20 protein-coding genes are annotated in these 24447 nt (G+C 66.3%); 9 read left to right on the top strand and 11 right to left on the bottom strand.

Features of this window, described 5'->3' with window-relative positions:
* Positions 1–44 precede the first annotated feature (44 nt).
* From AB0C34_RS03275 to ftsY, 5 genes are all read right to left on the bottom strand, one after another.
* Entirely contained in the window at positions 45–359 is a 315-nt protein-coding gene (locus tag AB0C34_RS03275; RefSeq protein WP_357066958.1) for a hypothetical protein, read from the bottom strand.
* 153 nt (positions 360–512) lie between these two features.
* Positions 513–2915: a [protein-PII] uridylyltransferase gene (locus tag AB0C34_RS03270; RefSeq protein WP_357066956.1), complete on the bottom strand. Its 2403-nt coding sequence runs from the start codon at positions 2913–2915 to the stop codon at positions 513–515.
* Positions 2916–3033: 118 nt separating this feature from the next.
* Positions 3034–3372, bottom strand: a complete 339-nt coding sequence (locus AB0C34_RS03265; RefSeq protein ID WP_357068434.1) for a P-II family nitrogen regulator — start codon at positions 3370–3372, stop codon at positions 3034–3036.
* A gap of 5 nt (positions 3373–3377) precedes the next feature.
* Positions 3378–4757, bottom strand: a complete 1380-nt coding sequence (locus AB0C34_RS03260) for an ammonium transporter (RefSeq protein ID WP_357066954.1) — start codon at positions 4755–4757, stop codon at positions 3378–3380.
* Positions 4758–5096: 339 nt separating this feature from the next.
* Positions 5097–6755, bottom strand: a complete 1659-nt coding sequence (ftsY, locus tag AB0C34_RS03255; RefSeq protein WP_357066952.1) for a signal recognition particle-docking protein FtsY — start codon at positions 6753–6755, stop codon at positions 5097–5099.
* Between the two features lie 193 nt (positions 6756–6948).
* On the opposite strand from ftsY, the gene AB0C34_RS03250 reads away from it, so the two are divergent.
* Positions 6949–7338 carry a DUF2237 domain-containing protein gene (locus AB0C34_RS03250; protein WP_120041702.1) on the top strand — a complete coding sequence of 130 codons (390 nt, stop codon included), beginning with the start codon at positions 6949–6951 and terminating at the stop codon, positions 7336–7338.
* 231 nt (positions 7339–7569) lie between these two features.
* Here AB0C34_RS03250 and smc read toward each other — a convergent pair whose 3' ends face one another.
* On the bottom strand, positions 7570–11205 hold the full coding sequence (smc, locus tag AB0C34_RS03245; protein WP_357066950.1) for a chromosome segregation protein SMC: 3636 nt from the start codon (positions 11203–11205) through the stop codon (positions 7570–7572).
* A gap of 408 nt (positions 11206–11613) precedes the next feature.
* On the opposite strand from smc, the gene AB0C34_RS03240 reads away from it, so the two are divergent.
* On the top strand, positions 11614–13143 hold the full coding sequence (locus tag AB0C34_RS03240; RefSeq protein ID WP_357066948.1) for a hypothetical protein: 1530 nt from the start codon (positions 11614–11616) through the stop codon (positions 13141–13143).
* A gap of 81 nt (positions 13144–13224) precedes the next feature.
* Here the strand turns inward: AB0C34_RS03240 and AB0C34_RS03235 are convergent, their stop codons facing one another.
* Positions 13225–13641, bottom strand: a complete 417-nt coding sequence (locus AB0C34_RS03235) for a DUF1707 domain-containing protein (RefSeq protein WP_357066946.1) — start codon at positions 13639–13641, stop codon at positions 13225–13227.
* Between the two features lie 206 nt (positions 13642–13847).
* Here AB0C34_RS03235 and AB0C34_RS03230 point away from each other — a divergent pair, with 206 nt between their 5' ends.
* Both AB0C34_RS03230 and AB0C34_RS03225 read left to right on the top strand, forming a co-directional pair.
* Entirely contained in the window at positions 13848–14933 is a 1086-nt protein-coding gene (locus tag AB0C34_RS03230) for an S-(hydroxymethyl)mycothiol dehydrogenase (protein ID WP_357066944.1), read from the top strand.
* Positions 14930–15556, top strand: coding sequence for an MBL fold metallo-hydrolase (locus AB0C34_RS03225; protein WP_357066942.1), 627 nt, complete (start codon positions 14930–14932; stop codon positions 15554–15556). Before AB0C34_RS03230 ends, AB0C34_RS03225 begins: the two co-directional genes overlap by 4 nt.
* Positions 15557–15608: 52 nt before the next feature.
* On the opposite strand, the gene AB0C34_RS03220 is transcribed toward AB0C34_RS03225, so the two are convergent.
* From AB0C34_RS03220 to kdpF, 4 genes are read right to left on the bottom strand one after another with little or no spacing between them, the layout of a single operon-like run.
* The gene (locus AB0C34_RS03220; protein ID WP_357066940.1) at positions 15609–16481 is read right to left on the bottom strand and encodes a potassium-transporting ATPase subunit C; all 873 of its coding nucleotides are present in this window, start codon (positions 16479–16481) and stop codon (positions 15609–15611) included.
* A gap of 16 nt (positions 16482–16497) precedes the next feature.
* A complete protein-coding gene (kdpB, locus tag AB0C34_RS03215) occupies positions 16498–18657 on the bottom strand; it encodes a potassium-transporting ATPase subunit KdpB (RefSeq protein WP_357066938.1) in 2160 nt (719 codons plus the stop codon).
* Positions 18657–20327: a potassium-transporting ATPase subunit KdpA gene (kdpA, locus tag AB0C34_RS03210; protein ID WP_357066936.1), complete on the bottom strand. Its 1671-nt coding sequence runs from the start codon at positions 20325–20327 to the stop codon at positions 18657–18659. The genes kdpB and kdpA overlap by 1 nt, the downstream gene beginning before the upstream one ends.
* Positions 20328–20414, bottom strand: coding sequence for a K(+)-transporting ATPase subunit F (gene kdpF, locus AB0C34_RS03205; RefSeq protein WP_357068432.1), 87 nt, complete (start codon positions 20412–20414; stop codon positions 20328–20330).
* 381 nt (positions 20415–20795) lie between these two features.
* On the opposite strand from kdpF, the gene AB0C34_RS03200 reads away from it, so the two are divergent.
* The 5 genes from AB0C34_RS03200 to AB0C34_RS03180 all read left to right on the top strand — a co-directional run bounded on the left by AB0C34_RS03200 (position 20796) and on the right by AB0C34_RS03180 (position 24318).
* Entirely contained in the window at positions 20796–20969 is a 174-nt protein-coding gene (locus AB0C34_RS03200; protein WP_357066926.1) for a hypothetical protein, read from the top strand.
* 708 nt (positions 20970–21677) lie between these two features.
* Entirely contained in the window at positions 21678–22010 is a 333-nt protein-coding gene (locus AB0C34_RS03195; RefSeq protein WP_357066934.1) for an AAA family ATPase, read from the top strand.
* 113 nt (positions 22011–22123) lie between these two features.
* Positions 22124–22360 carry a hypothetical protein gene (locus AB0C34_RS03190; RefSeq protein ID WP_357066932.1) on the top strand — a complete coding sequence of 79 codons (237 nt, stop codon included), beginning with the start codon at positions 22124–22126 and terminating at the stop codon, positions 22358–22360.
* Positions 22361–22362: 2 nt separating this feature from the next.
* Positions 22363–22773 carry an AAA family ATPase gene (locus AB0C34_RS03185; RefSeq protein ID WP_357066930.1) on the top strand — a complete coding sequence of 137 codons (411 nt, stop codon included), beginning with the start codon at positions 22363–22365 and terminating at the stop codon, positions 22771–22773.
* A 432-nt stretch (positions 22774–23205) separates the two neighbouring features.
* The gene (locus AB0C34_RS03180) at positions 23206–24318 is read left to right on the top strand and encodes a hypothetical protein (RefSeq protein ID WP_357066928.1); all 1113 of its coding nucleotides are present in this window, start codon (positions 23206–23208) and stop codon (positions 24316–24318) included.
* The last annotated feature ends 129 nt before the right edge of the window (positions 24319–24447 follow it).

Raw genomic sequence — 24447 nt, 5'->3', positions numbered from 1 at the left:
ACGTGATCGTGCAGGCGGTGCGCCCTCGAGTCGGAGCGGGCCGGCTAGTCCAGGACGCGGCGGCGTGGTTTGACGGTTTTACGGTAGTCGCGGTTTTCCTCGATCACCATGAAGACAGCCTCGCGGGCGGTCAGGCCCAGTTCGAGTGCCAAGTCGTCGAGGACGGCCCATTCGGTCGTCGACGGGATCGGGGACGTGGCGACCGTGGAGGCGATCGTCATCGCGGTGACCGCCTGTTGTCCGGTGAATGTGCGACCTGGTAGCCAGGAGACCACCCAGCGGTCGCCGCCGACGCAGCGCGCCATGTGGGTGGTCTCATCACTTGTCATCATCGACGCCGAAACGACTTCAATTGCCACCGACCTGCTCCCCTCGTGCTCGCGATAGCCAGACGCTCTGATCGTAGGGCGCACCGAATCTCTAGCAGTCCGGATCTAGCAAATAGCGTGCAACAGATTGATCACTGCATAAGATGGCAGTTCACAATTACTTTCACTGGACTGAGCGCGGCATTACGACGTCTTTGGCTCAACTCTGGGAACCACTGCGAGGATGGCTTTCTCGATCGCGTCCCGGCGAACCGAGGTATCGTCGGCACCGAGGTCGAGGCAGAAACTGTCGACCACGGCCGACCCCATCGTGACCACCTTCGCCCACCGGACGTCGGCACCGCAACCCGCCAGCGCGGCGGCGAGTCGGCTCAGCAAACCGATTCGGTCCCCGACGCGCAGCTCGAGGATCACCTGGCCGGGTACCGAGGTGCCGGACCAAAGCACCCGCGGCTGAGCCCGCGCGTACCGGCCCGCGCCGACGCCGCCGGCAGCGCGTTCCCGCTCGGCCAGAACGGCGGCCACATCGAGATGCCCAGTCGTTGCCCGGATCAACTCCTGACGCAGTAGTCCAGCGTCCGGGGGGTCGCCGAATATGGGTGCGACGACGAAAGTATCTACTGCCGACGCACCTTCGACGCCCAGCGCGGCCGACAGTACCCGGAGCGAGTGCAGCGCCAGCACGCCGGCGGCGTCGGACAGTAAACCGGGGCTATCGGGCGCGATGACGGTGACGGTGTAGGTGTGTTTGCTCTCCCCCGGCTTTAGATCGACGTAGACGCCGCCCGCGGCGGCCTTTGCGATCAGTTCCGACGCGATCGGCTCCGGCGTCGGCAACTCGTCCCCTGCCATGACCAGCCGGCAGCGCCGGACCAGTTCGCCGATCAGCGCGGCTTTCCAGTCCCCCCACACACCGGGACCGGTGGCCAGCGAATCCGCCTCGGCCAAAGTGTGTAGCAGTTCCAGCAATTGCGGCTCGCCACCGAGCGCGTCCACCACGTGCTGCACGGTGTCGGGATCGGACAGATCACGCCGAGTGGCGATGTCCGACAGCAACAGATGATGGCGCACCACGGCGCTGAGCGTGCGCACATCCGAGGGCCACAGACCGAGACGCTGACCGATGTGGGTGGCCAGGTCCGCGCCGACAATGCTGTGGTCGCCTGCGCGGCCCTTGCCGATGTCGTGTAGTAACGCGCCGAGGACAAGCAGATCGGGGCGGGCCACCCGGGTGCTCAGCGCACCGGCGTAAGCGACCGTCTCCACGAGGTGGCGGTCGACGGTCCAGGTGTGCAGTACGTCGCGCGGTGGCAGGTCACGCACGACACCCCATTCCGGAAACAGCCTGCCCCACAGTCCTGTTCGGTCCAGCGCCTCGATCGCGTCGATGGCGCCACGGCCCGCGCCCAACAGGACGAGCAGATCATTGAGTGCGTCTTTCGGCCACGGCTCGCGAAACTCCGGCGCGTCCTCTGACAGCCGATTCAGCGTGGTGGCCGACATCGGCAGCCCGGTCTGCGCCGACGCCGCCGCCACGCGCAGGATCAGGCCGGGATCGCGCCGCGGGCGCGCGTCCCGCGCCAGCACGACTTCGCCCGCGTGCTCGACCACCCCCTCATCGAGTGGTCGCCGCACCGGCATGCGACGAAGCCGTGCCAGTCCCCGGCGTGGCAGCGCGTTGGCCGCGGTACGCAGTCCGACGTCCACGGAGTAGCTCACCGTTCGCGCCGAATCGCTCAGTGTGCGCGCCAGATCGAACCGATCACCGATGCGCAGGGCCGCGCCGATCTCGTCCGCGTCCTGCGCACGCAACTGATCGCGGGACCGCCGCGCCACCCGATGAAGTTCGGTACGCACGTCGAGCAGTCGCCGGCGTGCCTGCGGCAATCCGCCGCCGGGTACGTCCGGGCCGAGCCCAGGCATGGCGTCGGTCAGCTGGGCGAGGGCGAGGGCATCGAGCAGCTGCATGTCGCGCAATCCGCCACGCCCGTTCTTCAGATCGGGCTCGGCGCGGTGCGCGATTTCGCCGCTGCGCTCCCACCTGGCCTCGGCCTGGGCGATCAGCTCGTCGAACCGTGTGCGGATCCCGGACCGCCATTCCCGGCGCACCCCGCCGATCAGCAGGTTACTCAGATCCTCGGCACCGACGATGTGCCTGGACTCCAGCATGCCGAGCGCGGCGATCAGATCGTCGGCCGCCACCTGCAGCGCCTGCGGCACGGTCCGCACGCTGTGGTCGAGTTTGATGTGCGCATCCCACAACGGATACCAGAGCTGGTCGGCGACCTCGGCCACCCTGGCGGGGTCGATATCGTCGTGCAACAGCACGAGATCCAGGTCCGAGTACGGCAGCATCTCTTGGCGGCCGAGGCCGCCGACGGCCAGGACAGCAAGGCCGCTGTCCGCGGTAATGCCCAGTTCGGCCGCTTTGCTGGTCAGCCAGAACTCGAAGAGGTCGACCATGGCCTGCCGCAAGGATTCGGCGTCGAGCCGAGGATTTCCGGGCAGGCCGCCGTCGAGCAGGTGGGATCGTGCGCGGACCAGATCGGCCGCCGCGTTGGACTTGCTGTTGACCGCTTCGGTCATTGTCGGATCACCGTCGTGATCGGATCGACTACCCACCATCCACCGTCCATTCACGCGTGCGGCCCCGCCCCGACCGGGAATCCGGTGGGAACGGGGCCGCCGCTCGACTGGTATTCCGTTACAGCGCGTCGATACCGCGTTCGCCGGTTCGCACCCGGACGATCGACTCCACCGGTGTGACCCAAACCTTGCCGTCACCGATCTTGCCGGTGCGGGAGGCTTCGACGATCACCTCGACCACCTTGTCGACGGACGCATCGTCCACGACGACCTCGACACGAACCTTCGGCACGAAATCGACCGAGTATTCGGCACCGCGGTACACCTCGGTGTGCCCCTTCTGACGGCCGTATCCCTGCACTTCACTGACGGTCATGCCCAACACACCCGCTTGCTCGAGCCCGGTCTTGACGTCCTCGAGCGTGAACGGTTTGACGATGGCGGTGATCAGTTTCATGTTCGTCATGCCTCCTTGACGGCCGAACGTGCCGTGCTACCCACAGCGGCGAAGTCATAGGCGGATTCTGCGTGCTCGGACTCGTCCAAACCCACCACCTCGGCTTCCTCGCTCGCGCGCAGCCCAATGGTGAACTTCACGATATAGGCAATGATCAGCGACGCGAGGAAGGAGAAGGCAAGTACCGCACCGGCGCCCACCGCCTGGCGCCACAGCTGATCGAATCCGCCACCATAGAACAGACCGGTCTTCCCGGCACCCGCCTCGGGCGCCGCGACGACACCGACCATCACCGTGCCGATGAGGCCCCCGACCAGGTGTACCCCGACCACGTCGAGCGAGTCGTCGAAACCGAACTTGAACTTCAGACCGACCGCGAGGGCACACAGCGCGCCGGCTACCGCACCGATGACCAGCGCGCCGAGTACGTTCACCGCGGAACAGGACGGGGTGATCGCGACCAGACCGGCCACGATGCCCGAGGCCGCGCCGAGCGACGTTGGCTTTCCGTCGCGGAACTTCTCCACCAGCAACCAGGCCAGCATTCCGGCACAGGTCGCGAACGCGGTGACGATGAACGTCGAACCGGCGAGGCCGCCGGAGGTCACCGCGGAACCGGCGTTGAAGCCGAACCAGCCGAACCACAGCAGACCGGCGCCGAGCATGACGAACGGCAGGTTGTGCGGACGGAACGGAGTGGTCGGCCAGCCCTTGCGTCTACCGAGCACCAACACCAGCGCCAGGCCTGCCGCACCGGCGTTGATATGCACGGCCGTCCCACCTGCGAAGTCGACCGCGAGGAGCTTGTTGGCGATCCAGCCGCCCTCGTGCACGAGGTTGCCGTCGGCATCCTTCACGTCGAAGTCGAACACCCAGTGCGCGACCGGGAAGTAGACGACCGTCACCCAGATGCCCGCGAACAGCAGCCACGAGCCGAACTTCAGACGGTCGGCGACCGCTCCCGAGATCAGGGCAACCGTGATGATGGCGAACATCAGCTGGAACGCGACGAAGACGGTCGCCGGAATGGTGCCCGCGAGCGGGATGTTCACCGCCTCCGTGGTGACGACGCCCGCCGCGTCCTTGACCTCGGCGACCGAGTTGCCACCGATCAGGCCCGCGAGCCCGAAGAATTGAGTGGGATCACCGATCACGCCGAACTTGTTGTCACCGAAAGCCGTCGAGTAGCCGTACAGCGACCACAACACGCCGACCAGGCCCATGGCGCCGATGCTCATCATGATCATGTTGAGCACATTCTTCGACCGAACCATGCCGCCGTAGAAGAAAGCCAGGCCCGGTGTCATCAGCAGCACGAGCGCCGAACTCGCCAGCATCCATGCCGTATCACCAGTGTCCGGTGCACCGGTAAGGGGAAAAGCCACCTCAACGTCCTCCTCATCTCGGGCCCTGCCGATTCCGGCAAATGGACCTGCACAGAAGGGTCCTCACTCGGTGTTTCATCCGTAGAGCTGCGGTGTTTCACCTACGTGAACGGATGGCGCCGCTGTGTTGCTACCACGTTTCGTAGCGCATACCCGCGGTTTCGTGCCGCGTGCGAGCAGTGTCGGCGGGTTCGGGGTAGCGGTAGGCGAGCAGGAGGAGCTGAGCGGCATTCGGCACGGCACCCGATCGGAGGCGGGCACCGTTTCCCGCGCCGCGGCGCCGATCGAGCCGGCCCAGACACACTGCGGTGGCGCCGCGGGCGAACTCGATACGGCGGATCAGCCCAGCAGGGCGTCCACGAACGCGGCGGGCTCGAAGGGGGCCAGGTCGTCGGCACCCTCGCCGAGGCCGACCAGCTTCACCGGCACCCCGAGCTCGTGCTGAACCTGGAAGACGATGCCACCCTTGGCCGTCCCGTCCAGTTTGGTGAGCACGACACCGCTGATGTTCACCACTTCGGCGAACACCCGTGCCTGCGTCAGACCGTTCTGACCGACGGTCGCGTCCAGCACCAGCAGGACCTCGTCGACGGCGGCCTTCTTCTCCACGACGCGCTTGACTTTGCCCAACTCGTCCATCAGGCCGGTCTTGGTATGCAACCTGCCCGCGGTGTCGATGAGCACCGCGTCGACGCCCTGGTCGATGCCCGCTGCCACCGCGTCGAACGCGACAGCGGCGGGATCAGCGCCCTCCCGGCCGCGGACGGTCTCGGCGCCGACGCGCTCGCCCCAGGTCTGCAACTGGTCGGCGGCCGCGGCTCGGAAGGTGTCGGCGGCACCGAGCAGCACCCGGCGTCCATCGGCGACCAGCACGCGCGCGAGCTTGCCGGTGGTGGTGGTCTTGCCGGTGCCGTTGACACCGACGACCAACAGGATCGACGGGTGATCGGCGTGCGGTAGCGCGCGGATCGAGCGGTCGAGCTCGGGTCGCAGCTGCTCGATCAGCACCTCGCGCAGAACCGTCCGCGCCTGATCGGTGCTGCGCACGCTGCGGGCCGCCATCTCCTCGCGCAGCCGGGCCACGACCGCCGCGGTGCTGGCGGTACCGAGGTCGGCGAGGACGAGCGTGTCCTCCACCTCGTCCCAGGAGTCTTCATCCAGGTCGCCGCCGCCGAGCAGGCCGAGCAGACTCTTGCCGACCGCGTTCTGTGAGCGCGACAGGCGTCCGCGTAGGCGGACCAGACGGCCGGCGGTGGGTTCGATCTCCTCGAGCGGTGCCACGGTCTCGACGCCCGCAGGGGTATCCGGGGCGATGAACTCGGTGGTGTCGGCCGCGGCGCTGATGTCCGACTCGGGAGGCACCGTGCCGGACCCGGCGGCGTCGGCGGCGGTTGTGCCGGGCTCGGCGGGCGCGGGCGGCGCTGTCGCCTCCGACCCGACGGTCGCTGTCGGTTCCTCGGTGGCGCTCGACTCGGTGGTCGGGTGCGTGCCCGCGTCCGCCACCGGCGTGGTGCCGGATCCGGCCTCCGTCGGTGCCGCCGCGGCCGGTCCCTTGACGGATTCCACGCCTTCGGTAGCCGCGGCAGGACCGGCGGAAGACACATCCCCCGTGGTATCGGCGGTGGTGTCGACCGGGGCGCTCTCGGACTCGGTCGGCGCCTCGACGACGTCCGCCTCCGGCAGCGGCACGTTGGTGATGCCGCGCACGGGTGCGTCGCGCGGGATCGCGGCATCGTCGCCGACGTGCGGTTGTCCCTCGGTGTCGGTGCGTTCGATCGGCTCCGGCTCGGCCGCGGTCGTCGTGCCGCCGCGACTGAAGTTGAATCCACCGGACGCGGTGTAGCCGCCGGACCGGTCGGTCACCTCCTTGTCCTGCGGCGGCGGGGTCAGCGACACGCGGCCGCGCTTGTACCGGACAAAACCGGCGACAAGCACCACCAGCAGCAGAGCGGCGACCGCGGCGATCAGGATCCACACTTCGGGTCTCACGCGGACCATCCTTGCAGAAGGACCGCGCCGGGAGGGTCGCCGAGCCGTACCAAGCGGTCGGCGCCCGGCCCGGCGACCACGGCGTGAGCTCGGCGGACGCCGAGCGTGCCGCACCACGGAAGCGACCCGTCGAGCACCGACACAGCCCCCGAGATTTCTTGTCCTGCGGAACTTCTCGCGAAGTGACAATAGGATCGGCGACGTGACCGATCGAAACGTGCTTGGGGGGCCGCTGGAAGAGTGCGGCACCGATCCTCTCACCGGCTTCTACCGGGACGGCTGCTGTAGCACCGGGCCGGAGGATCTCGGTAGCCATACCGTGTGCACCGTTGTGACGGCGGAGTTCCTGGAGCATCAGGCATCCATCGGCAACGATCTCAGTACGCCGCGTCCGGAGAACAATTTTCCGGGCCTTCAGCCGGGCGACCGGTGGTGCGTGGTGGCCGTACGGTGGTTGCACGCACACGAGGACGGTGTCGCCGCACCTGTCGTGCTGGCAGCGACCCACGAGAACGCCCTGGAAGTGATCTCGGTGGACATCTTGCGCAAATACGCCGTCGACGTGCCGGACGACGTCAGCGACCTGCTCTGAACAGCCCGTGACCCGTCCCTCCGCCGGCGGCCGTGACGGCTGCCGGACGGATCCTCCTCCCGCCGGACCGAACGCCATCGGAAGCTGATCCATCGGGCGCGGCAGCGATCGACACGGCACTGACGCAGCTGCGTCCTTCGACGCTATCGCCCCGCCGCGGTGCGGCGCCGATGCGCTTTCTGACGGCACACAGCCAAGCCGTATCAGGCACGGCGACCGGCGTAGCGGCCGCTAGACCCGTGCTGGCTCGGCCGGGCGCGCCGCCGGGGTCAGGTTCTCACCGCGTAACCGCTGAGAGATCACCTGGGTGATACCGTCGCCACGCATGCTGACGCCGTAGAGTGCGTCAGCGATCTCCATCGTCGGCTTCTGATGGGTGATCACGATCAGCTGGCTCTTCTCGCGCAACTGCTCGAACAAGCCGATCAGGCGGCGCAGGTTGGTGTCGTCGAGCGCGGCCTCCACCTCGTCCATCACGTAGAACGGAGAAGGCCGAGCACGGAAGATGGCGACCAGCAGGGCGACCGCCGTGAGCGACTTCTCGCCACCGGACAGCAGCGACAGCCGCTTGACCTTCTTTCCCGGCGGCCTCGCCTCCACCTCGATACCTGTGGTGAGCATGTTGGCGGGGTCGGTGAGCAGCAATCTCCCCTCCCCGCCGGGAAATAGCTTCGCGAACACCCCGACGAACTCGCGCTCAACATCCGCGTAGGCCTCGGTGAACACCTGCAGGATCCGGTCGTCGACCTCGGCGACTACGTCCATCAGGTCCTTGCGCGCGCTCTTGACATCCTCGAGTTGGGTGGCCAAGAAGTTGTAACGCTCCTCGAGGGCCGCGAACTCTTCCAGCGCAAGGGGATTCACCTTGCCGAGCGTGGCGAGATCTTTCTCCGCGCGCTTGGCGCGCCGCTCCTGGGTCTGCCGATCGTAGGGCATCGGGGCAGGCAAACTGACCTGTTCCCCGCGCTGGTGTGCCTGCTCGTACTCGTGCATCTCTAGTTCCGACGGCGGCAGCGGCACATCGGGGCCGTATTCGGCGATCAGGTCGCTCAATGCGAGGCCGAACTGCTCGGCGATGGTCGCCTCCAGTTGTTCGATGCGCAGCGCCGCCTGGGCTTTGGCCACCTCGTCACGGTGCACCGCGTCGGTCAGCTGCGCCAGCTGCGTGGTCAGTGCGCGCACGCGCTCCTTGACCTGCTCGACCTGGGCAGCGCATTCGCCGCGCCTGCGCACCAGGTCATCACGGCGGGCGACGGCCTCGCCGACCACTTTCTCCAATTCGGCGGCGATCTTCGTGCCCGATTCGGCGACGGCGGCCGCCACCTCAGCCGCCTGCTTGCGCGCGGCCTGCGCACGCTCGGCGCGGGCACGGGTCTCTCGCTCGGCGCGAGCGGCCCTGCGCAGCCCGTCGGCCTTTCCGCGCACCGATTCCGCGCGTTCTTCGGCGGTGCGCACGGCCAAGCGGGCCTCGACCTCCATAGCACGCACCTCGGCGAGCGCGGACGCCGCTTCCTCGCGCGCGCGGCCGGCGGATTCGGTGCCGGCCGTGCCGAGTCCATCGGCATCGACCTCGGACTGCTCGAGTTCGGTGCGCCGCAGGCGATCCTCCAGGTCGGCGAGCGCAGCGAGCGCTTCTTCCCGGCTCGCCTCCGTTTCGGCGCGCTGGGCCAGCAGCCGCTCGCTGTCGGCGCGCGCGGTACGCGCGGTCTGGCCGAGCCTGCCGAGCCGATCATAGATCGCCACCAGCGCCTGGTCGGATTCGTGCAGCGCCAGCAGCGCATGGTCGACGGCGTCTTTACGGTCGGTCTGTTCGGCGAGCGCACCGGACAGCGCCGCCTCCAGTTCCTCGGCGCGGCGCTGGGCCGCGACCAGATCCGCCTTTGTCGCATCGATGTCGGCCTGGATCTCGAGCTGGCTCGGCGCCCGGTCGGAGCCGCCCAGCAGCCAGCCGTTTCCCGCGAGGTCGCCGTCGCGAGTGACGACCCGGACGTCCGGCCGGGCGGCCACGACCGCACGCGCGCCGGTCAGATCGTCGACGACCGCGATCCCCGTGGTCAGAGCCATGATCGCGCCGCGCACGCGGTCGGGACAATCGACCACCTCACTCAGCCACTGCGCCGCCCCGGGCAGGGCGCCGAGCTGCGGCCGCTGCTCGCCGTCCACGCCGAACACCACGGCGGCGCGCCCGCCGTCACCCGCCTTGAGCGCGTGGATCGCGACGTGCGCGGCGTGGTCGGTGTCGGCGGCGACGGCGTCGGCGAGCGGGCCGAGTGCCGCGGCGACCGCCGCCTCGAACCCGCCGTGCACCCGCAACACCTCCGACAGCGGGCCGAGCAGCCCCTGCGCCCGGTTTTCCACCAGCCAGGCAACACCATCGCGGCGGGCAAGGTTCATGCCGAGCGCCTCGATGCGCGCGGTCAGCGACGCCACCCGCTTGCTCGCCTCGCGGTCCTGCTCACGCAACTCGGTGACACGCTGATCGGCCAGTGCCAACGCCTGGACGGCGTGCTCGTGTTGGGCGTCCAGACCCGCTTCGCCCGCATCCAGTTCGTCGAGTTCGGCTTGCACCGTGTCGAATTCAGCCTGAGCCGCCTCGCCGCGGTGCCTGGCGTCGCCGATGGCCACCGACAGCCTGGCGATCTCCGCGTCCACCGACTGAGTTCTGGTGCGCAGGGTGTCGACCCGGCCGGAGAGCCGAGCCAGGCCCTCGCGACGATCGGCGATCGCCCGCACGGCGGCCATGTGCGCTTGCTCGGCGGCCTTGGCCGCGTACTCCCGTTCGGCCAGCTGGTCTCTGGCCGCCTCGAGGGTTTCGGCGGCCATCTCGACGGCCGCACGCAACTCGGCTTCCTCGGCCTCGACACGTTCGGCCTCGGCCTCCAGCTGCTCGGGGTCACGGCCGGTGCCAATGGGGGTGTGGGTGTCCAGATGACGCGCGCGGTCGCCCGCGATGCGGATAGTGGCGTTGACCCGCTCGGCCAGCGCAGAGAGCTGGAACCAGATTTGCGCCGCGGCCTCTGCGCTGGGGGTCAGCCGGGAAAGCTGGAACTCCTGCTGGGCCAGCGCGGCATTGGCGGCGTCCAGCTCGGTGTGCACGGTGATCTGCTGTTCGCGGGCGTATGCCTCTTTGCTCTGCTGACTCTCCAGTTCCCGGCGACGGGTGACCAGATCGTCCGCGGCCAGGCGCAGGCGTGCGTCGCGCAGGTCGGCTTGCACGGTTTGCGCCCTGCGGGCCACCTCGGCCTGCCTGCCCAACGGCTTGAGCTGGCGGCGCAGCTCGGTGGTGAGGTCGGTGAGCCGGGCCAGGTTGGCCTGCATGGCCTCGAGCTTGCGGACTGCCTTCTCTTTGCGCTTGCGGTGTTTGAGTACACCGGCAGCCTCTTCGACGAACGCGCGCCGGTCTTCCGGGCGCGATTCCAGAATCGCCGCCAATTGCCCCTGGCCCACGATGACGTGCATCTCACGACCGATGCCGGAGTCACTCAGCAGTTCCTGCACATCCATCAGACGGCACGAGCTGCCGTTGATCTCGTATTCGCCCGCGCCGTCGCGGAACATGCGACGGGTGATGGACACCTCGGCGTAGTCGATCGGCAGCGCACCGTCGGAGTTGTCGATGGTGAGCGTGACCTCGGCACGTCCGAGCGGCGCCCGGCCCGCGGTGCCCGCGAAGATCACGTCCTGCATCTTGCCGCCGCGCAGCGCCTTCGCACCCTGCTCGCCCATGACCCAGGTGAGCGCGTCGACGACGTTCGATTTGCCCGATCCGTTCGGTCCGACCACGCAGGTGATGCCCGGCTCCAACCGCAGTGTCGTCGCGGACGCGAAGGACTTGAACCCCTTCAGCGTCAGACTCTTCAGGTGCAAGTTCGACGACCTTTCCGTGTTCTGCCTGGTCACAGATGATTCGACGACCAATCACGGTATCCGTCGAATGCCGGGCACCCCCGACGCCCGACGGCGCACGTGGCCGAGTCGCGGTCGGTGGTACACGTAGGTTATCGAGTCATCGCGTGATCGCGCGCATTTCGATGCGCTCGAGGTTTGCCGGGACAGCGCACCTCGATGTCTACCGCGCCGAACCGTCTCGCGCAACGCGTGCGCCGACGGTTGCCAGGTCATCGCGGCGTGGTGCGGAACCTGGCAGCTGCCCGACACATATCGGACGGATGCGGATCCGACCCTCCCGGCGAGTCTCGAACTTGCGGTGACGCCCGGGCGTCCAGCCGCATACGATCCCTCTGATTCGCCAGCGAATGTCGGGAGCGCAACAGTATGTCTGCCCCCTCACCAGGGACCTGCACGACGTTCCGCCTTGTGCGCATCACGGCGCTGGTGCTCGGTTGCCTGGTGTTCCTGCACGCCTGTGAGCGGAGCACAAGTGCGCTGCTCGGCGATGTGTGGGTGGAGGCGGCGATCGGAGGCGGCCTCGGGGTAGCCGGACTGATCGTCGGGTGGTTCGAGGTCGCACTGAACGCACGGCTGGCCGATGGCGACGCGGCCGGGCGGGGCGCCGGCTGGGACGACACCGCCGAGCCCGAGGAGGCTCCCATTCGTGGGAATTCTCCGCGCAGGTCGGGGCCGCCGCGCTGGGACGACATCGACGAACAGGACCACACCGTGCGAACCGGCCGCGCGACGCGACCGCGCGACGCGGACGAGGAATCGCCACCCGTCGGCATCTCGGCACGTACCGAACTCATCGCCTGGATTTCGCGGACCCTGCGGATCGGCAAAACCGGTCGGAATGCCGACGAGCCGGAGTGGTCGGCGCGCGCCGCGTGGAATGCCCTCGCCACTCGGCTGCGCCGCGGCGAGCCGGACGAGGACGCCGACCTGCTCGAGCACGACGGAATCGACATCGAGCGCACCGAAACCGGCGAGCTCATCATCGAATCCGGCGGATCGACCATCCGCGCCAAGATCATCCGCTCCGGCGACCTCGTCTTCCACGGACGCGCGGGCAGCGATGTCCACCCGCAGTGGGAGTGGAAGTGGACCTTCCGCCCGGACACCTTCCCGGCCATCCGCGCCGCGCTCGGCGCCGCGCCGGGCGATCTGCTCGACCTGCTCGACCTGCTCGAACACACCGTGCCGCAGCTGGATCCGGTTGCTCGCCACGATCCGGGCGCCTGGTTGCGCGCTCATGACATTGTGGCGACCTATCGGGAGAAAGGCGTCAGCGCCGCCCAGGCGACTCGCGAACTCCCCGCGCTCCGGCCCGGGCCGCCCGAACTCACACCGGCGCGGACCGGCTCCAAGCAGGGATCGGCGTCGTCGAGCGCCGGGGCTCGCGGCGCGTCCTCGCCCACTCCGCACGATCACCACGAGGCGTTCGATTCCGCCGAGCCGCGTTTCTTACCCCGCCGCGAAAGACCTTCGGCCGCTGCGACATCCCGGGACAACCAGGGCGCGCGTTCCACACAACACAGGCCTGCCCACCCGCAGCACGACGACGCTCCTTACCGCGAAACCCCCGAGGATGCCGACCGGCGAGCCCGAGACGACGAGTGGCCGACCGCTCGGCCGAACCGGCGATCCGATCAGTCCGGCCCAGCACCCATGAGATATGACCCGGCGCCCCGAACCGCGCGGCGCCGTACCGATTCCGACGCGGCACGGCCTGATCGAGACCCGTACCCGCCGGAAGACTCCGGGCCTCTCGGACGAGACCGGACAGCCTCGCAGGAGTACCGGCGCCGACCTCGGCTCGCGCCGTCCGACCACGCTGCCGAGCAGGCCAACAGCCAATCCCCGTCCGGACGTCGCCACCGGCGCGACCCACCATCCCCCCCCGCCGGATAGGCCGACCACGCGGGGTAGGTGGTAGCCCCGACACGACTCGGCGCCGACACCCGCTGCCCGAGTGGCAGCGTCGAGATCGACTCAGCTCGTGCGATAGCCGCCTTCGAAGCCGGCCACCATCCGGAACGCGAGAACCGCGCCCCACGGGCCGATTACCCACACCGGCCAGAAATAGGTGAATTCGCCGACCCCGAACGAGATCGCCGCCCAGATGGCGAGCACGAGCACACTCACACCAAGCCAGGCGGTGCCCTCGATCCGCTGCCAGATCGGCAGACGAGGCCGCGTGTGCGCCGGTTCGGTGGCCTCCGCGCGGAGCGCGGGCAGATCGGACAGCACCACCTGCAGGTCCTCCCGCGCGGCAGTCACGTATACCTGGGCGACGCGCGTGTCGTATTCGGCGAGATCGATCCGCCCGTCCGCCATGTGCTGGCCGAGCAGCCGCACCACCTTGTCGCGTTCGGCATTCGAGGCGCGGGTACCGGTCGAGATGTCCATGCCTGTTCCTATCGACAGTTTCATATTCCATAGTGGAATACGTAGAGCATAAACCTCTAATGTGGAATGTCAACCATGCGGCGATTCGCTGCGCTGTCCGATCGCCCGAAGGTAGTGTCAGAGCGCCGCAGTATGGACGGTGCACAGATCGCGGGCCCGGCCGGCGGTCGGGTACACGCAATTGGCCAATTCCGGTAGGAGGCACAGTGTCCGAAACCGTGCGCGGGGTCGTGGCCCGCTCCAAGGGCGCGCCGGTCGAGCTCGTCGACGTGATAGTTCCCGATCCAGGACCGCACGATGTGGTGGTACGGGTGCAGGCATGCGGGGTCTGCCACACCGACCTGCACTACCGGCAGGGCGCGATCAACGATGAATTCCCGTTCTTGCTCGGCCACGAGGCCGCGGGAGTGGTGGAGACCGTCGGTTCGGCGGTAAGCCATGTCGAGACCGGCGACTACGTGATCCTCAACTGGCGGGCGGTGTGCGGCGAATGCCGGGCGTGTAAGCGCGGCCGCCCCTGGTATTGCTTCGCCACCCACAACGCGAGCAAGAAGATGACACTCGCCGACGGCGCCGAGCTGACCCCCGCGCTCGGCATCGGCGCGTTCATCGACAAGACCCTCGTGCACGAAGGTCAGTGCACCAAGGTCGATCCGGAGTCCGATCCCGCGGTCGCCGGCCTGCTCGGCTGCGGCGTCATGGCGGGTATGGGCGCGGCGATGAACACCGGCAATGTCTCCCGCGGCGACTCGGTTGCGGTGATCGGCTGCGGCGGTGTCGGCGACGCGGCGATCGCGGGCGCGCGACTGGCCGGGGCGACGACCATCATCGCGGTCGACACCAATGCGCAGAAGTTGCGCTGGGCCAATGACTTCGGCGCCACCCATGCCATCGATGCGAGCACTGAGGACGTGGTGGCGAAGATCCAGGAGTACACCGACGGCTGGGGCGCCGATGTCGTCATCGATGCGGTCGGCCGACCGGAGACCTGGAAGCAGGCGTTCTACGGTCGCGACCTGGCGGGAACAGTCGTCCTCGTCGGTGTCCCCACCCCGGACATGACGATCGAGATGCCGCTGATCGACCTGTTCTCCCGCGGCGGCGCGCTGAAGTCCTCCTGGTACGGCGACTGTCTGCCGGAACGCGACTTCCCGACGCTGGTCGACCTGCATCGCCGGGGACGGCTGCCGCTGGAGCGCTTCGTCACCGAACGCATCGCGCTCGACCAGGTGGAGCAGGCCTTCGACAAGATGCACACCGCCGACGTCCTACGCTCGGTGGTGGTCTGGTGACCGTTCGTATCGACCGGGTGGTCACCTCAGGCACCTTCTCGCTCGACGGGGGTACCTGGGACGTGGACAACAACGTCTGGGTGATCGGCGACGACGACGAGGTCGTCGTGATCGATGCCGCCCATCACGCCGATCCGATCGTCGCGGCCGTCGCCGGCCGCACCGTGCGCGCGATCATCTGCACCCACGGGCACAACGATCACGTCACCGTCGCCCCCGAACTCGCCGACCGCCTGGACGCCCCGATCCTGCTGCATCCAGGTGACGAACCGCTGTGGCGGATGACCCATCCGGACCTCGCCTACCGGTCACTCGCCGACACCGAGCGCATTCCCGTGGCACGCACCGACCTCCAGGTCCTGCACACTCCCGGCCATTCGCCCGGATCGGTCTCATTACATCTTCCCGAGGCCAAGGCCCTGTTCACCGGTGACACCCTGTTCTCCGGCGGGCCCGGCGCGACCGGTCGTTCCTTCTCCGACTTCGACACCATCGTCGACTCGATCCGCAACCGGCTGCTCACTCTCCCGGAGGAGACCACCGTGCACACCGGTCATGGTGACTCCACCACCATCGGCGCCGAAAAACCGTCGTTGGCCGACTGGATCGCCCGCGGGCACTGACAACCGCGGACGGCGACCCGATGTCGCCGCCCGCGGTTGTCGAACGCGTAGGTCAGCCGCGATACGGGTAGCGGCGGTCCAGATCCAGATTGAGCTGGAGCACATCGACCCGCGGCTCGCCGAGGAACCCGAGGGTTCGGCCACTGGTGTGCGCGTCGATCACCGCACGAACCTGCTCCTCGGAGATGTCGCGCGCCTTGGCGATTCGGGCCACCTGGATGGCCGCGTATGTCGTGGAGATATTCGGGTCCAGCCCACTGCCGCTGGCGGTGACGGCGTCGGCAGGCACCGCGGGGTCAGCCGGGGCGTCGCCGGGGATCGGCACGATGCGACCGACCGAGTAATCCTGCCCCGGCTCGGCACAGTCGACCCGGACCCCACGGTAGGTGGCCAGGAACGGCAACGCCGGGCACGCCTCGTTGACGCTGACGACCCGCACCGGATGCGACACCTGGCCATAGGCGTCGCGCGGACCGATCACCGAGAGCACCGCACCCGCACCATCGGCCGTACAGAACGGGCGAGTGCCGTCGACCCCCTCACGGTCGGCGATCTCCTTGCTGCGCTGGCAGACGGTGGTGAGTAGGCTCGGCGCGTCCGGCGCGGAATCCACGACGTCCTCCGGCCCGAGGTTGCTGGCCGCGGTGGACAGCGGGTCGTAGCCGTCGCCCGCCGCGGACGGCCGGCTCTGGAAGTACTGCGCGAGCGCGTTGCCGTCGGAATCGGTGAACGACTGTCCGATCAGACTGCTGCCCACCACCTTTCCATCGAACTCGAGCAGTGACCCGTTCGCCTTGTCGTGTAGGCCGGGCAGTTGTGCGACCGCGAATACCGCCACCGGGTAGACGATTCCGGTGATCACCGTGAGAACGAGCAACGCGCGCAACGCGGCGAGATGCTGTCGGATCCAGGTTGACTTCCGCATGGCAAGAATTGGCATTTCAGGACATCCCGGGGAGGAGTTGGACGACGAGGTCGATGATCTTGATACCGAGGAACGGCGCGATGATGCCGCCCAGGCCGTAGATCGTCAGGTTGCGACTCAACAGATTCGACGCGTTGGTCGGCCGATAATGCACGCCGCGCAGCGCCAGCGGAATCAACGCGACGATCACGATCGCGTTGAAGATGACCGCCGACAGGATCGCCGACTGCGGACTGGACAGCCGCATGATGTTGACCGCGTCCAGTCCGGGAAACAGCGCCACGAACAACGCCGGAATGATGGCGAAATATTTGGCGATGTCGTTGGCGATCGAAAACGTGGTCAGCGCACCACGAGTGATGAGCAGTTGCTTGCCGATCTCGACGATCTCGATCAACTTGGTCGGGTCCGAGTCGAGATCGACCATATTGCCCGCTTCTTTGGCCGCCGAGGTGCCGGTGTTCATCGCCACGCCGACATCCGCTTGCGCGAGCGCAGGCGCGTCGTTGGTGCCGTCACCGGTCATCGCGACCAGCCGCCCACCGTCCTGCTCCTTCTTGATCAGCGCCAGTTTGTCCTCCGGAGTGGCTTCGGCGAGGAAGTCGTCCACGCCTGCCTCGTCGGCGATCGCTTTCGCGGTCAACGGGTTGTCGCCAGTGATCATCACGGTGCGGATACCCATTCGGCGCATCTCGTCGAAGCGCTCTCGCATGCCTTGCTTGACGACGTCCTTGAGATGGATGACGCCGAGCAGTCGCGCGGTGCCGTCCATCACCTCACCGACCACCAGTGGCGTACCACCGGACGCGGAGATGCCGTCGACGGTGACACCGACGGCATCGGGCACGACGCCACCTTGCGCCCGCACCCACTCGGTGACGGCACTGGCCGCGCCCTTGCGCAACTGGTGCCCATCAGCGAGGTCGACACCCGACATCCGAGTCTGCGCGCTGAATTCCACCCAGTGCGCGCCGGTCAACTCGCCGGGTGTGCGCTCCCGCTTGTTGAACGCCTGCTTGGCGTAGACCACGATCGATCGGCCCTCAGGGGTTTCATCGGCCAGGCTGGACAACTGCGCGGCATCAGCCAGCTCGTCGTCCGGAATACCGGGCATCGGAACGAATCCCGAGGCCTGCCGGTTGCCCAGGGTGATGGTGCCGGTCTTGTCCAGCAGCAGCGTGTTCACATCACCCGCGGCCTCGACCGCGCGGCCGGACATCGCCAGCACATTGCGCTGTACCAGCCGGTCCATGCCCGCGATGCCGATCGCCGACAGCAACGCGCCGATAGTGGTCGGGATCAGACAGACCAGCAGCGAGACCATGACGATGCCGGTGACGCCGTGCACGTCCAGTGCCGACGTGTCCGGCACGCCGGGGTTGTTCGCTTTCGCGAAGATCGCCATGGGCTGCAGCGTGACGACCGCGAAAACGAAGATGATGGTGAGCGCGGCGAGCAGGATGTTCAGCGCGATTTCGTTCGGCGTCTTCTGCCTACTCGCGCCCTCGACCAGAGCGATCATCTTGTCGATGAAGCTGGCGCCCGGTTCCTGGGTGATCTGGACGACGATCCGATCCGACAGCACCGTGGTTCCGCCGGTCACCGCGGAACGGTCGCCACCGGATTCCCTGATCACCGGAGCGGATTCACCGGTGATGGCCGACTCGTCCACCGAGGCGATACCTTCCACGACATCGCCGTCGCCCGGAATGACCTGGCCCGCTTCGACGATGACGTAATCACCGCGTTGCAACTCGGGCGCGCCGACCTTCTCCTCGGTGATCCGCCCACCGGGCGACCAGTCGACCAGTCTGCGGGCGACCGTGTCGGTCTTCGCCTTGCGGAGCGTGTCCGCCTGAGCCTTTCCGCGGCCCTCCGCCACCGCCTCGGCAAGATTGGCGAAGACGACGGTGAGCCACAGCCACACCACGATCGCCCAGGCGAAGAAACTGGGATCGACCAGCGCGAGGATGGTCGACCAGACCGCGCCGAGTTCCACGATGAGCATCACCGGATTGCGCCACAGCGTGCGCGGATCGAGCTTGCGCAGCGCATCCGGCAGCGAAGTCAGCAGCATCTTCGGGTCCAGTACACCTTTCGGCACACCCTTGCCGCGATGCTCGGACTTCGGGCCGGAGCCCGCCGATGCGGTCGATTCGATTGCGGGAGTGGTCATCAGTGGATTCCTTCAGCGAGCGGCCCGAGTGCGAGTGCGGGCAGGAAGGTGAGCGCGACCAGGATCACCGTCACACCGACCACCATGCCGACGAACTGCGGCCGGTGCGTCGGCAGCGTGCCGATCGACTCGGGAGTGGTGCCCTGCTGGGCCAGCGAACCGGCCAGCGCCAGCACGAAGATGATCGGGAGGAATCGGCCGAGGACCATGGCCAGACCGAGCGCGGTGTTGTACCACTCGGTGTTGCCGGTCAACCCCGCGAACGCCGATCCGTTGTTGTTCGCGGCGGAGGTGAAGGCGTACAGCACTTCGGACAGGCCGTGTGGCCCGGAATTGAGCATCCCCGCTCGCTGACCCGGCATCGCCATGGCGATCGCCGTACCGATCAGCACGAGCAGCGGGCTGATCAAGAAGTACGACGCGGCCAGCTTGATCTCTTTCGGCGTGATCTTCTTGCCGAGATACTCGGGGGTCCGGCCGACCATGAGGCCCGCGACGAAGACGGTGATCACCGCCAGAATGAGCATGCCGTAGAGGCCCGAACCCGTACCGCCCGGGGCAACCTCCCCCAGTTGCATGTTGAACATGGTCATCATGCCGCCGAGGCTGGTGTAGGAGTCGTGGAACGAGTCGACGGCGCCGGTGGAGGTCAGCGTGGTCGCGCTCGCGAAGGTCGCCGAATCCGCCACGCCGAACCGCTGTTCGACGCCTTCCATCGACGCGCCGATCGCCGTAGGCACCGTGCCATGAGCCTGCAACTGGAACAGGTTGGTCAAGGTCACACTGATCAATGCGATCGTGCCCATCACCGCCACGATCGCGTAACCCTGCTTTCGGCTGCCGACCATCCGGCCGAAGGTTCGCGGCAGCGAGAAGCTGACCACCATCAGCAGGAAGATCTCCAGCCAGTTCGTCCAGGTCGTCGGATTCTCGAACGGATGCGCGGAGTTCGCGTTGTAGAAGCCGCCACCATTGGTGCCCAGTTCCTTGATGACCTCCTGGCTGGCCACCGGGCCGCCGGTGATCGTCTGCGCGCTGCCGTTCAGCGTCTGCGCGACTTGGTCGTGCAGGTGGAAGTTCTGGATAACGCCACCGGCGACCAGCACGATCGCGGACACGAAGGCGAGCGGCAGCAAGATACGGATGGTCCCGCGCACCAGATCCACCCAGAAGTTGCCGAGATCGCCGGTGTGCCTGCGGGCGAAGCCGCGGACCAGCGCGACGGCCACTGCCATGCCGACGGCGGCCGACACGAAGTTCTGCACCGCGAGCCCCGCCATCTGCACCAGATGGCCCTGGGTGGATTCGCCGGAGTAGTTCTGCCAGTTCGTGTTCGTCACGAAACTGACCGCGGTGTTCCACGCCAGCGCCGGTGTCATCTCGGTGCCCGGATCGTTCAGGTGCAGCGGCAGTTTGCCCTGGATCAGCTGGAAGAAGAACAGGAACAGGATGCTGACCGCGGAGAACGCGAGCACACTACGGGCATACACACCCCAGGTCTGCTCCACGCCGGGTTGAACCCCGAGGGCCCGGTAGATGACGCGCTCCGCGCGCGAATGTTTCGCGCTGCTGTAGACCCGGTACATGTAATCGCCGAGCGGCACATGCACCAGCGCGAGCGCGATGATCAGGGATGCGACGAAGACTATCCCCGCTGTGGTCGTGTTCACCTAGAACCTCTCGGGGAAGAGCAGGGCCACGACCAGGTAGATCGCGACGAGGATGGCCAGAATCAGACCGATCAGGTTGGCGATCACAGCTTTTCCACCCCCCGCTGGATCAGGCCCAGCAGGGCGAACACCGCCACGGTGAGCACCGTGAACACGACGACAGACATAACGTACGCAACCTCCGTTTCGCGCCCATTCCGTGGAGCGCGCCAGGTGAGTCAATCGGGCATCCGGCCCGATGCCGAGCGTCCTTATGAGTCCTTAGCGGGTCGGCGACGAGCATTGACACTTCATTAACACCCCTGCCTGATACCGGTGAAAGAATGCCGTCAAGGTGGACCGCCATCCCGTCAACACACCGTAAAGATCGAGATCAGCGAGGCATGTCGAGGTAGAAACGACAGAGCCCGGTCACGCGGAAAACTCCAGCGGACCGGGCATCTCATCGGTTGTGGAGAGGATCGATCCATGTCGGCTGTCGCGATGGCCCTGATCGGCGGCTTCGTCTGCTGCGCGGCGCTGATCCGCGCACTGGGGTGCCTGGGCGATGGTCGCACCGGTAGCTCATGGGATGCCGAGGTCGCGACAGACCCAGTTCAGGTGTCCGCCGATAGGCCGCGACGCGCGATGATAGACGAGTGAAACGCGGGCAAGTTTTGATGCAGAATAACCTTTGAGCGGACATCATCCGCCGCGACCAGGTTTCGCCTGGTCAGCATCAGTCCGCAACGAAACTCCGACCGCTTCGTCAGCAATCCGCGGTACCGTCGTCGGTGTGGAGATGCAGATGGAAGCACAGGCGCGCGCGTTGGCGTCGGCCTACCTCGAAGAGCAATTGCCACGGCGATGGAATCACACCCAGGGGGTCGCAGCGCAAGCCAGCCGGGTGGCACCAGCGTTTGATGCAGACGCAACTTTTCAGCATTGAGACAGCGATGATTTAGCAAGAGATCGCAATCGGTCCAAATCATCGTTGATTCGGTCGCGAATTCGCGGCTGAAAACCCGCGATTCGGACCAGTCGAAGATACTGGCAGGCGTACAGATCGAACCGTCCTAGTTGCTGTGGTCAGGTAGGCCTGTCGTCTAGTCGGTCATGACGTCATGTCTGTCACCAGGGGAAGGGCGTCCTGTGGCCAGCACCGAATATTCTGGGCCACAGCAGATCTCACCGGCCAGCCCCACCGCGGTAACGAGGCGATCGGTCACATTCCTCTTTGAGCAACCAGCGTCACGTGTTTCCGAGGTCCGGTAACTCTCCTGCCAGGAACGTGCGAAAGATAGGAGTGCGCAGTAATACTGGCCGAGCGATCGTGGCTCCTCGGGGCCACAAGGGGTAGTGGGGGTGCACATGTTTGTTTCCGAGATCGGGGCGATGAACTTCCGGTCGTGCCGCAAAGTCCGGGTGCGGCTGCGCCCAGAGGTGACGCTCCTCGCCGGCGAGAACAACGCCGGGAAAACGACGGTGATCGAAGCTTTGCGGCAGCTTACCGATGCTCTGGATGGTCGGCGCGGACCAGCGTTGGCCGAAAGTGACGTGAACGACGGGTGCGGGCCGGACGAACAGGTGCAGTTGTACGCTGTTCTCACCGATATAGACCCAGATCAGGCAGAGGCACTTATCACGATGTATTTCTGGCCGGAGCGACGGCCGAGGGCAAGCGGTCAGCCCGCTGGTCCTTGACCTACACATGCCCGCCGATGGGGCGGCGTCGTGGTGCGACGGTCTGGCAGATAGGTGAAGGCCGAGAATCGGCCGGTGAGCCGATTTTGCGCACGGCGATCCGCCATGTCCATTTGCCGGCCCTCCGCGATGCGGTTCGCGACCTCGGTGTCGCCGGTGGTGTCCGCGTTCGGGTGATGCTCGAGGCTCTGCGTGGTGAGCGGGAGCAGGTCGACGCGTTCGTAGAGCGGGCTGGCAAACATCTCACTGCACTCGCGCAAGACGACGCGGTGCGAGATGTCGACACTGCGGTCAACCTGCGCCCCTCGGGGCTATTACGTCCGGTGCGCACCGGCAGGCAACAGGCCTAACGATGACGGATCCAAGTCTGGCCGCGATCTCCCGCGCGTTGCGGATGCTGCTCGGCGATGCAGAGTTGCCGCTGACCGCCTCCATCGATATCTCGGGGCTGGGTTATGCGAACGCCCTCTACATCGCCACGGTGTTGGCTGAGTTCGAGACCGCCCGCGAATCGGATCTGACCTTGCTTCTGGTCGAAGAGCCCGAGGCGCATCTGCATCAGCAGTTGCAGACGCTGTTGTGCTTCGCTACCTCGAGCGGCGGGCCGCAGCGTCCAGGCAACGGGTTGTGGATGATCTGGCTGGCCCGACCGCTTGCTCCGGGAGGAGTATCTGATCTGCTTTATCGAGTGGCTGCTCGGGTTGAACGAATGGCACCAAGCACAGAACTTGCCGCGTTGACTGGCATTGGACAAGGTTGGTGACGCGCGACTATCGCATCTCCGTCCGCCCCAGTCCCAACGCACGATGGCCGTCGAAAACGGTCAACGCATCGCCCGCGAGGGCGGAAAACCTGGACTGGCTGGGGATTGGGTCGGGTGGGTCGCCGTCAAGTTTGAAACTCGATCTCGTTCGCTGAGTGGGTGGCCGTGGCGGCGGTAGTGCGATAGCCGGGCTTGGTGTTGTCGTCGTCGCCAGCGTGACCAGGCCCAGTTGTGGTCGGGCAGGTGATGGCAGGTCGGGACGAACGCGACCAACAGGCGGCGGATCTCCGGTAGCGTGAGCGCGATAATGTCGTCCTCGCTGTCGGCAAGCCCCCCCCCCTTTGCGGCAAGGGTTTTTCGTTGCGGCGAGCCAGGACAGGGGAGCATCGACAGATTGAATTTCTGGTGGATGAGTATGCTTACTCTTCTCCAGTGGATTCGGCGAAGTTCGATCCAGTCGTTGGTCGCCTCGTCGGTTGTGTGAATCGAGGTTGTGCGGATGGAACTCGTGGCTTCGGACGTCGGGTGCGGCAGGCCGGGTGCCGTTTTCGGTCCGCCCCATGCGATTTCACCACCTTTGAGTATCCTCGATATCCGGCTGGCATCGGGCTGATCCAGGTCGGAACAATTATGAGAATCCTGATCGTCGCGCGCGACCGTATAGAAAAATCTTTCGCACGACTTGTCGACATATGCGCAACGAGTTGGCGCAATGATTCCAATGTCATCAAAAGTGGGTTGGGTGAGTATTTAAACGCCGATGCCACAATGCGGCGGGTCGAATTCCTGCCCAGCGACGCCGAACGTGCTATTGGAAATATTCAGTTCCGTAGGCTGATCCCGATTGTCGGGGAAGGAAGAAACGGGACCTACAAAGTAGTATCCAGTACCGGCATGAGCATCTACAAGCCCGCTATTGGAGAAAATGTTCACTTTTCTATGAAAAATTTGATTCCGCAGATCAGTGGTGAACTTGCCAAGCGGGAAGTCGCGGCATACCGGGTTAACGAACTGCTCGGCTTCACGTTGGTGCCGCCGACCGCCATTATCAAAGGGCCCAAGGGGCTGGGATCGAACCAGAATTTCGTACATTCGGAGCCTGCTACCAGCATTCGTACCTATGATAGCCTGCAATCGCAACAGATGGCAGTGCTCGATTATATCATCGGCAATCTCGACCGTCCGCTTCGCAATTTTCGGGTGACGCCGAACGGCGATCTCGTAGCGATCGATCATGGGTATTCTTTTCCAGAAAACCAAGGGCCGCCATTCATTAGTTCTCATTTCGTGGATAAATTTAGAGGGCAGCCGCTGGACCGAAGAGTATTGGAAAGTGTCGACGCGGTCGATCCAGGGGTTCTCCGTCAGGCGTTACGGGAACTCGATCTCGGCGATAAGGCCATCGATGGCGCGATCGCGCGCCTAAAAGAAATCCAGACAGAAAGGAATATCGTCGGGAAAGGTTGGCTTCCGGATACCGACTTCATGACATGGGGAATTCAGGATGCTCCCAGGTTGGAGAATAAGAAACTCCCACCCGGGTGAACGTCTCTACAGGTCATTAGGCTAGTTTCTGCAGCTCACAACACCACCGATCGGCAACGCCGGAGCCCTGGACAACCACCGACGGATGTGCAATTCACGATTCACCACTCAGCAATTCAGGCGACGTGT

It is taken from the genome of Nocardia sp. NPDC049220, assembly GCF_040647855.1.
GTDB lineage: Bacteria > Actinomycetota > Actinomycetes > Mycobacteriales > Mycobacteriaceae > Nocardia.
Note: the sequence above shows the minus strand (reverse complement) of the source record. Positions and strands in the feature narration are given on the sequence as shown.

Coding starts and splice junctions, on each gene's coding strand:
- AB0C34_RS03270 (WP_357066956.1), bottom strand. CDS start 2,915: ATGACCGAAGCGGTCAACAGCAAGTCCAACGCGGCGGCCGATCTGGTC.
- AB0C34_RS03265 (WP_357068434.1), bottom strand. CDS start 3,372: ATGAAACTGATCACCGCCATCGTCAAACCGTTCACGCTCGAGGACGTC.
- ftsY (WP_357066952.1), bottom strand. CDS start 6,755: ATGGTCCGCGTGAGACCCGAAGTGTGGATCCTGATCGCCGCGGTCGCC.
- AB0C34_RS03240 (WP_357066948.1), top strand. CDS start 11,614: ATGTCTGCCCCCTCACCAGGGACCTGCACGACGTTCCGCCTTGTGCGC.
- AB0C34_RS03235 (WP_357066946.1), bottom strand. CDS start 13,641: ATGGACATCTCGACCGGTACCCGCGCCTCGAATGCCGAACGCGACAAG.
- AB0C34_RS03220 (WP_357066940.1), bottom strand. CDS start 16,481: ATGCGGAAGTCAACCTGGATCCGACAGCATCTCGCCGCGTTGCGCGCG.
- kdpB (WP_357066938.1), bottom strand. CDS start 18,657: ATGACCACTCCCGCAATCGAATCGACCGCATCGGCGGGCTCCGGCCCG.
- AB0C34_RS03200 (WP_357066926.1), top strand. CDS start 20,796: ATGTCGGCTGTCGCGATGGCCCTGATCGGCGGCTTCGTCTGCTGCGCG.
- AB0C34_RS03195 (WP_357066934.1), top strand. CDS start 21,678: ATGTTTGTTTCCGAGATCGGGGCGATGAACTTCCGGTCGTGCCGCAAA.
- AB0C34_RS03185 (WP_357066930.1), top strand. CDS start 22,363: ATGACGGATCCAAGTCTGGCCGCGATCTCCCGCGCGTTGCGGATGCTG.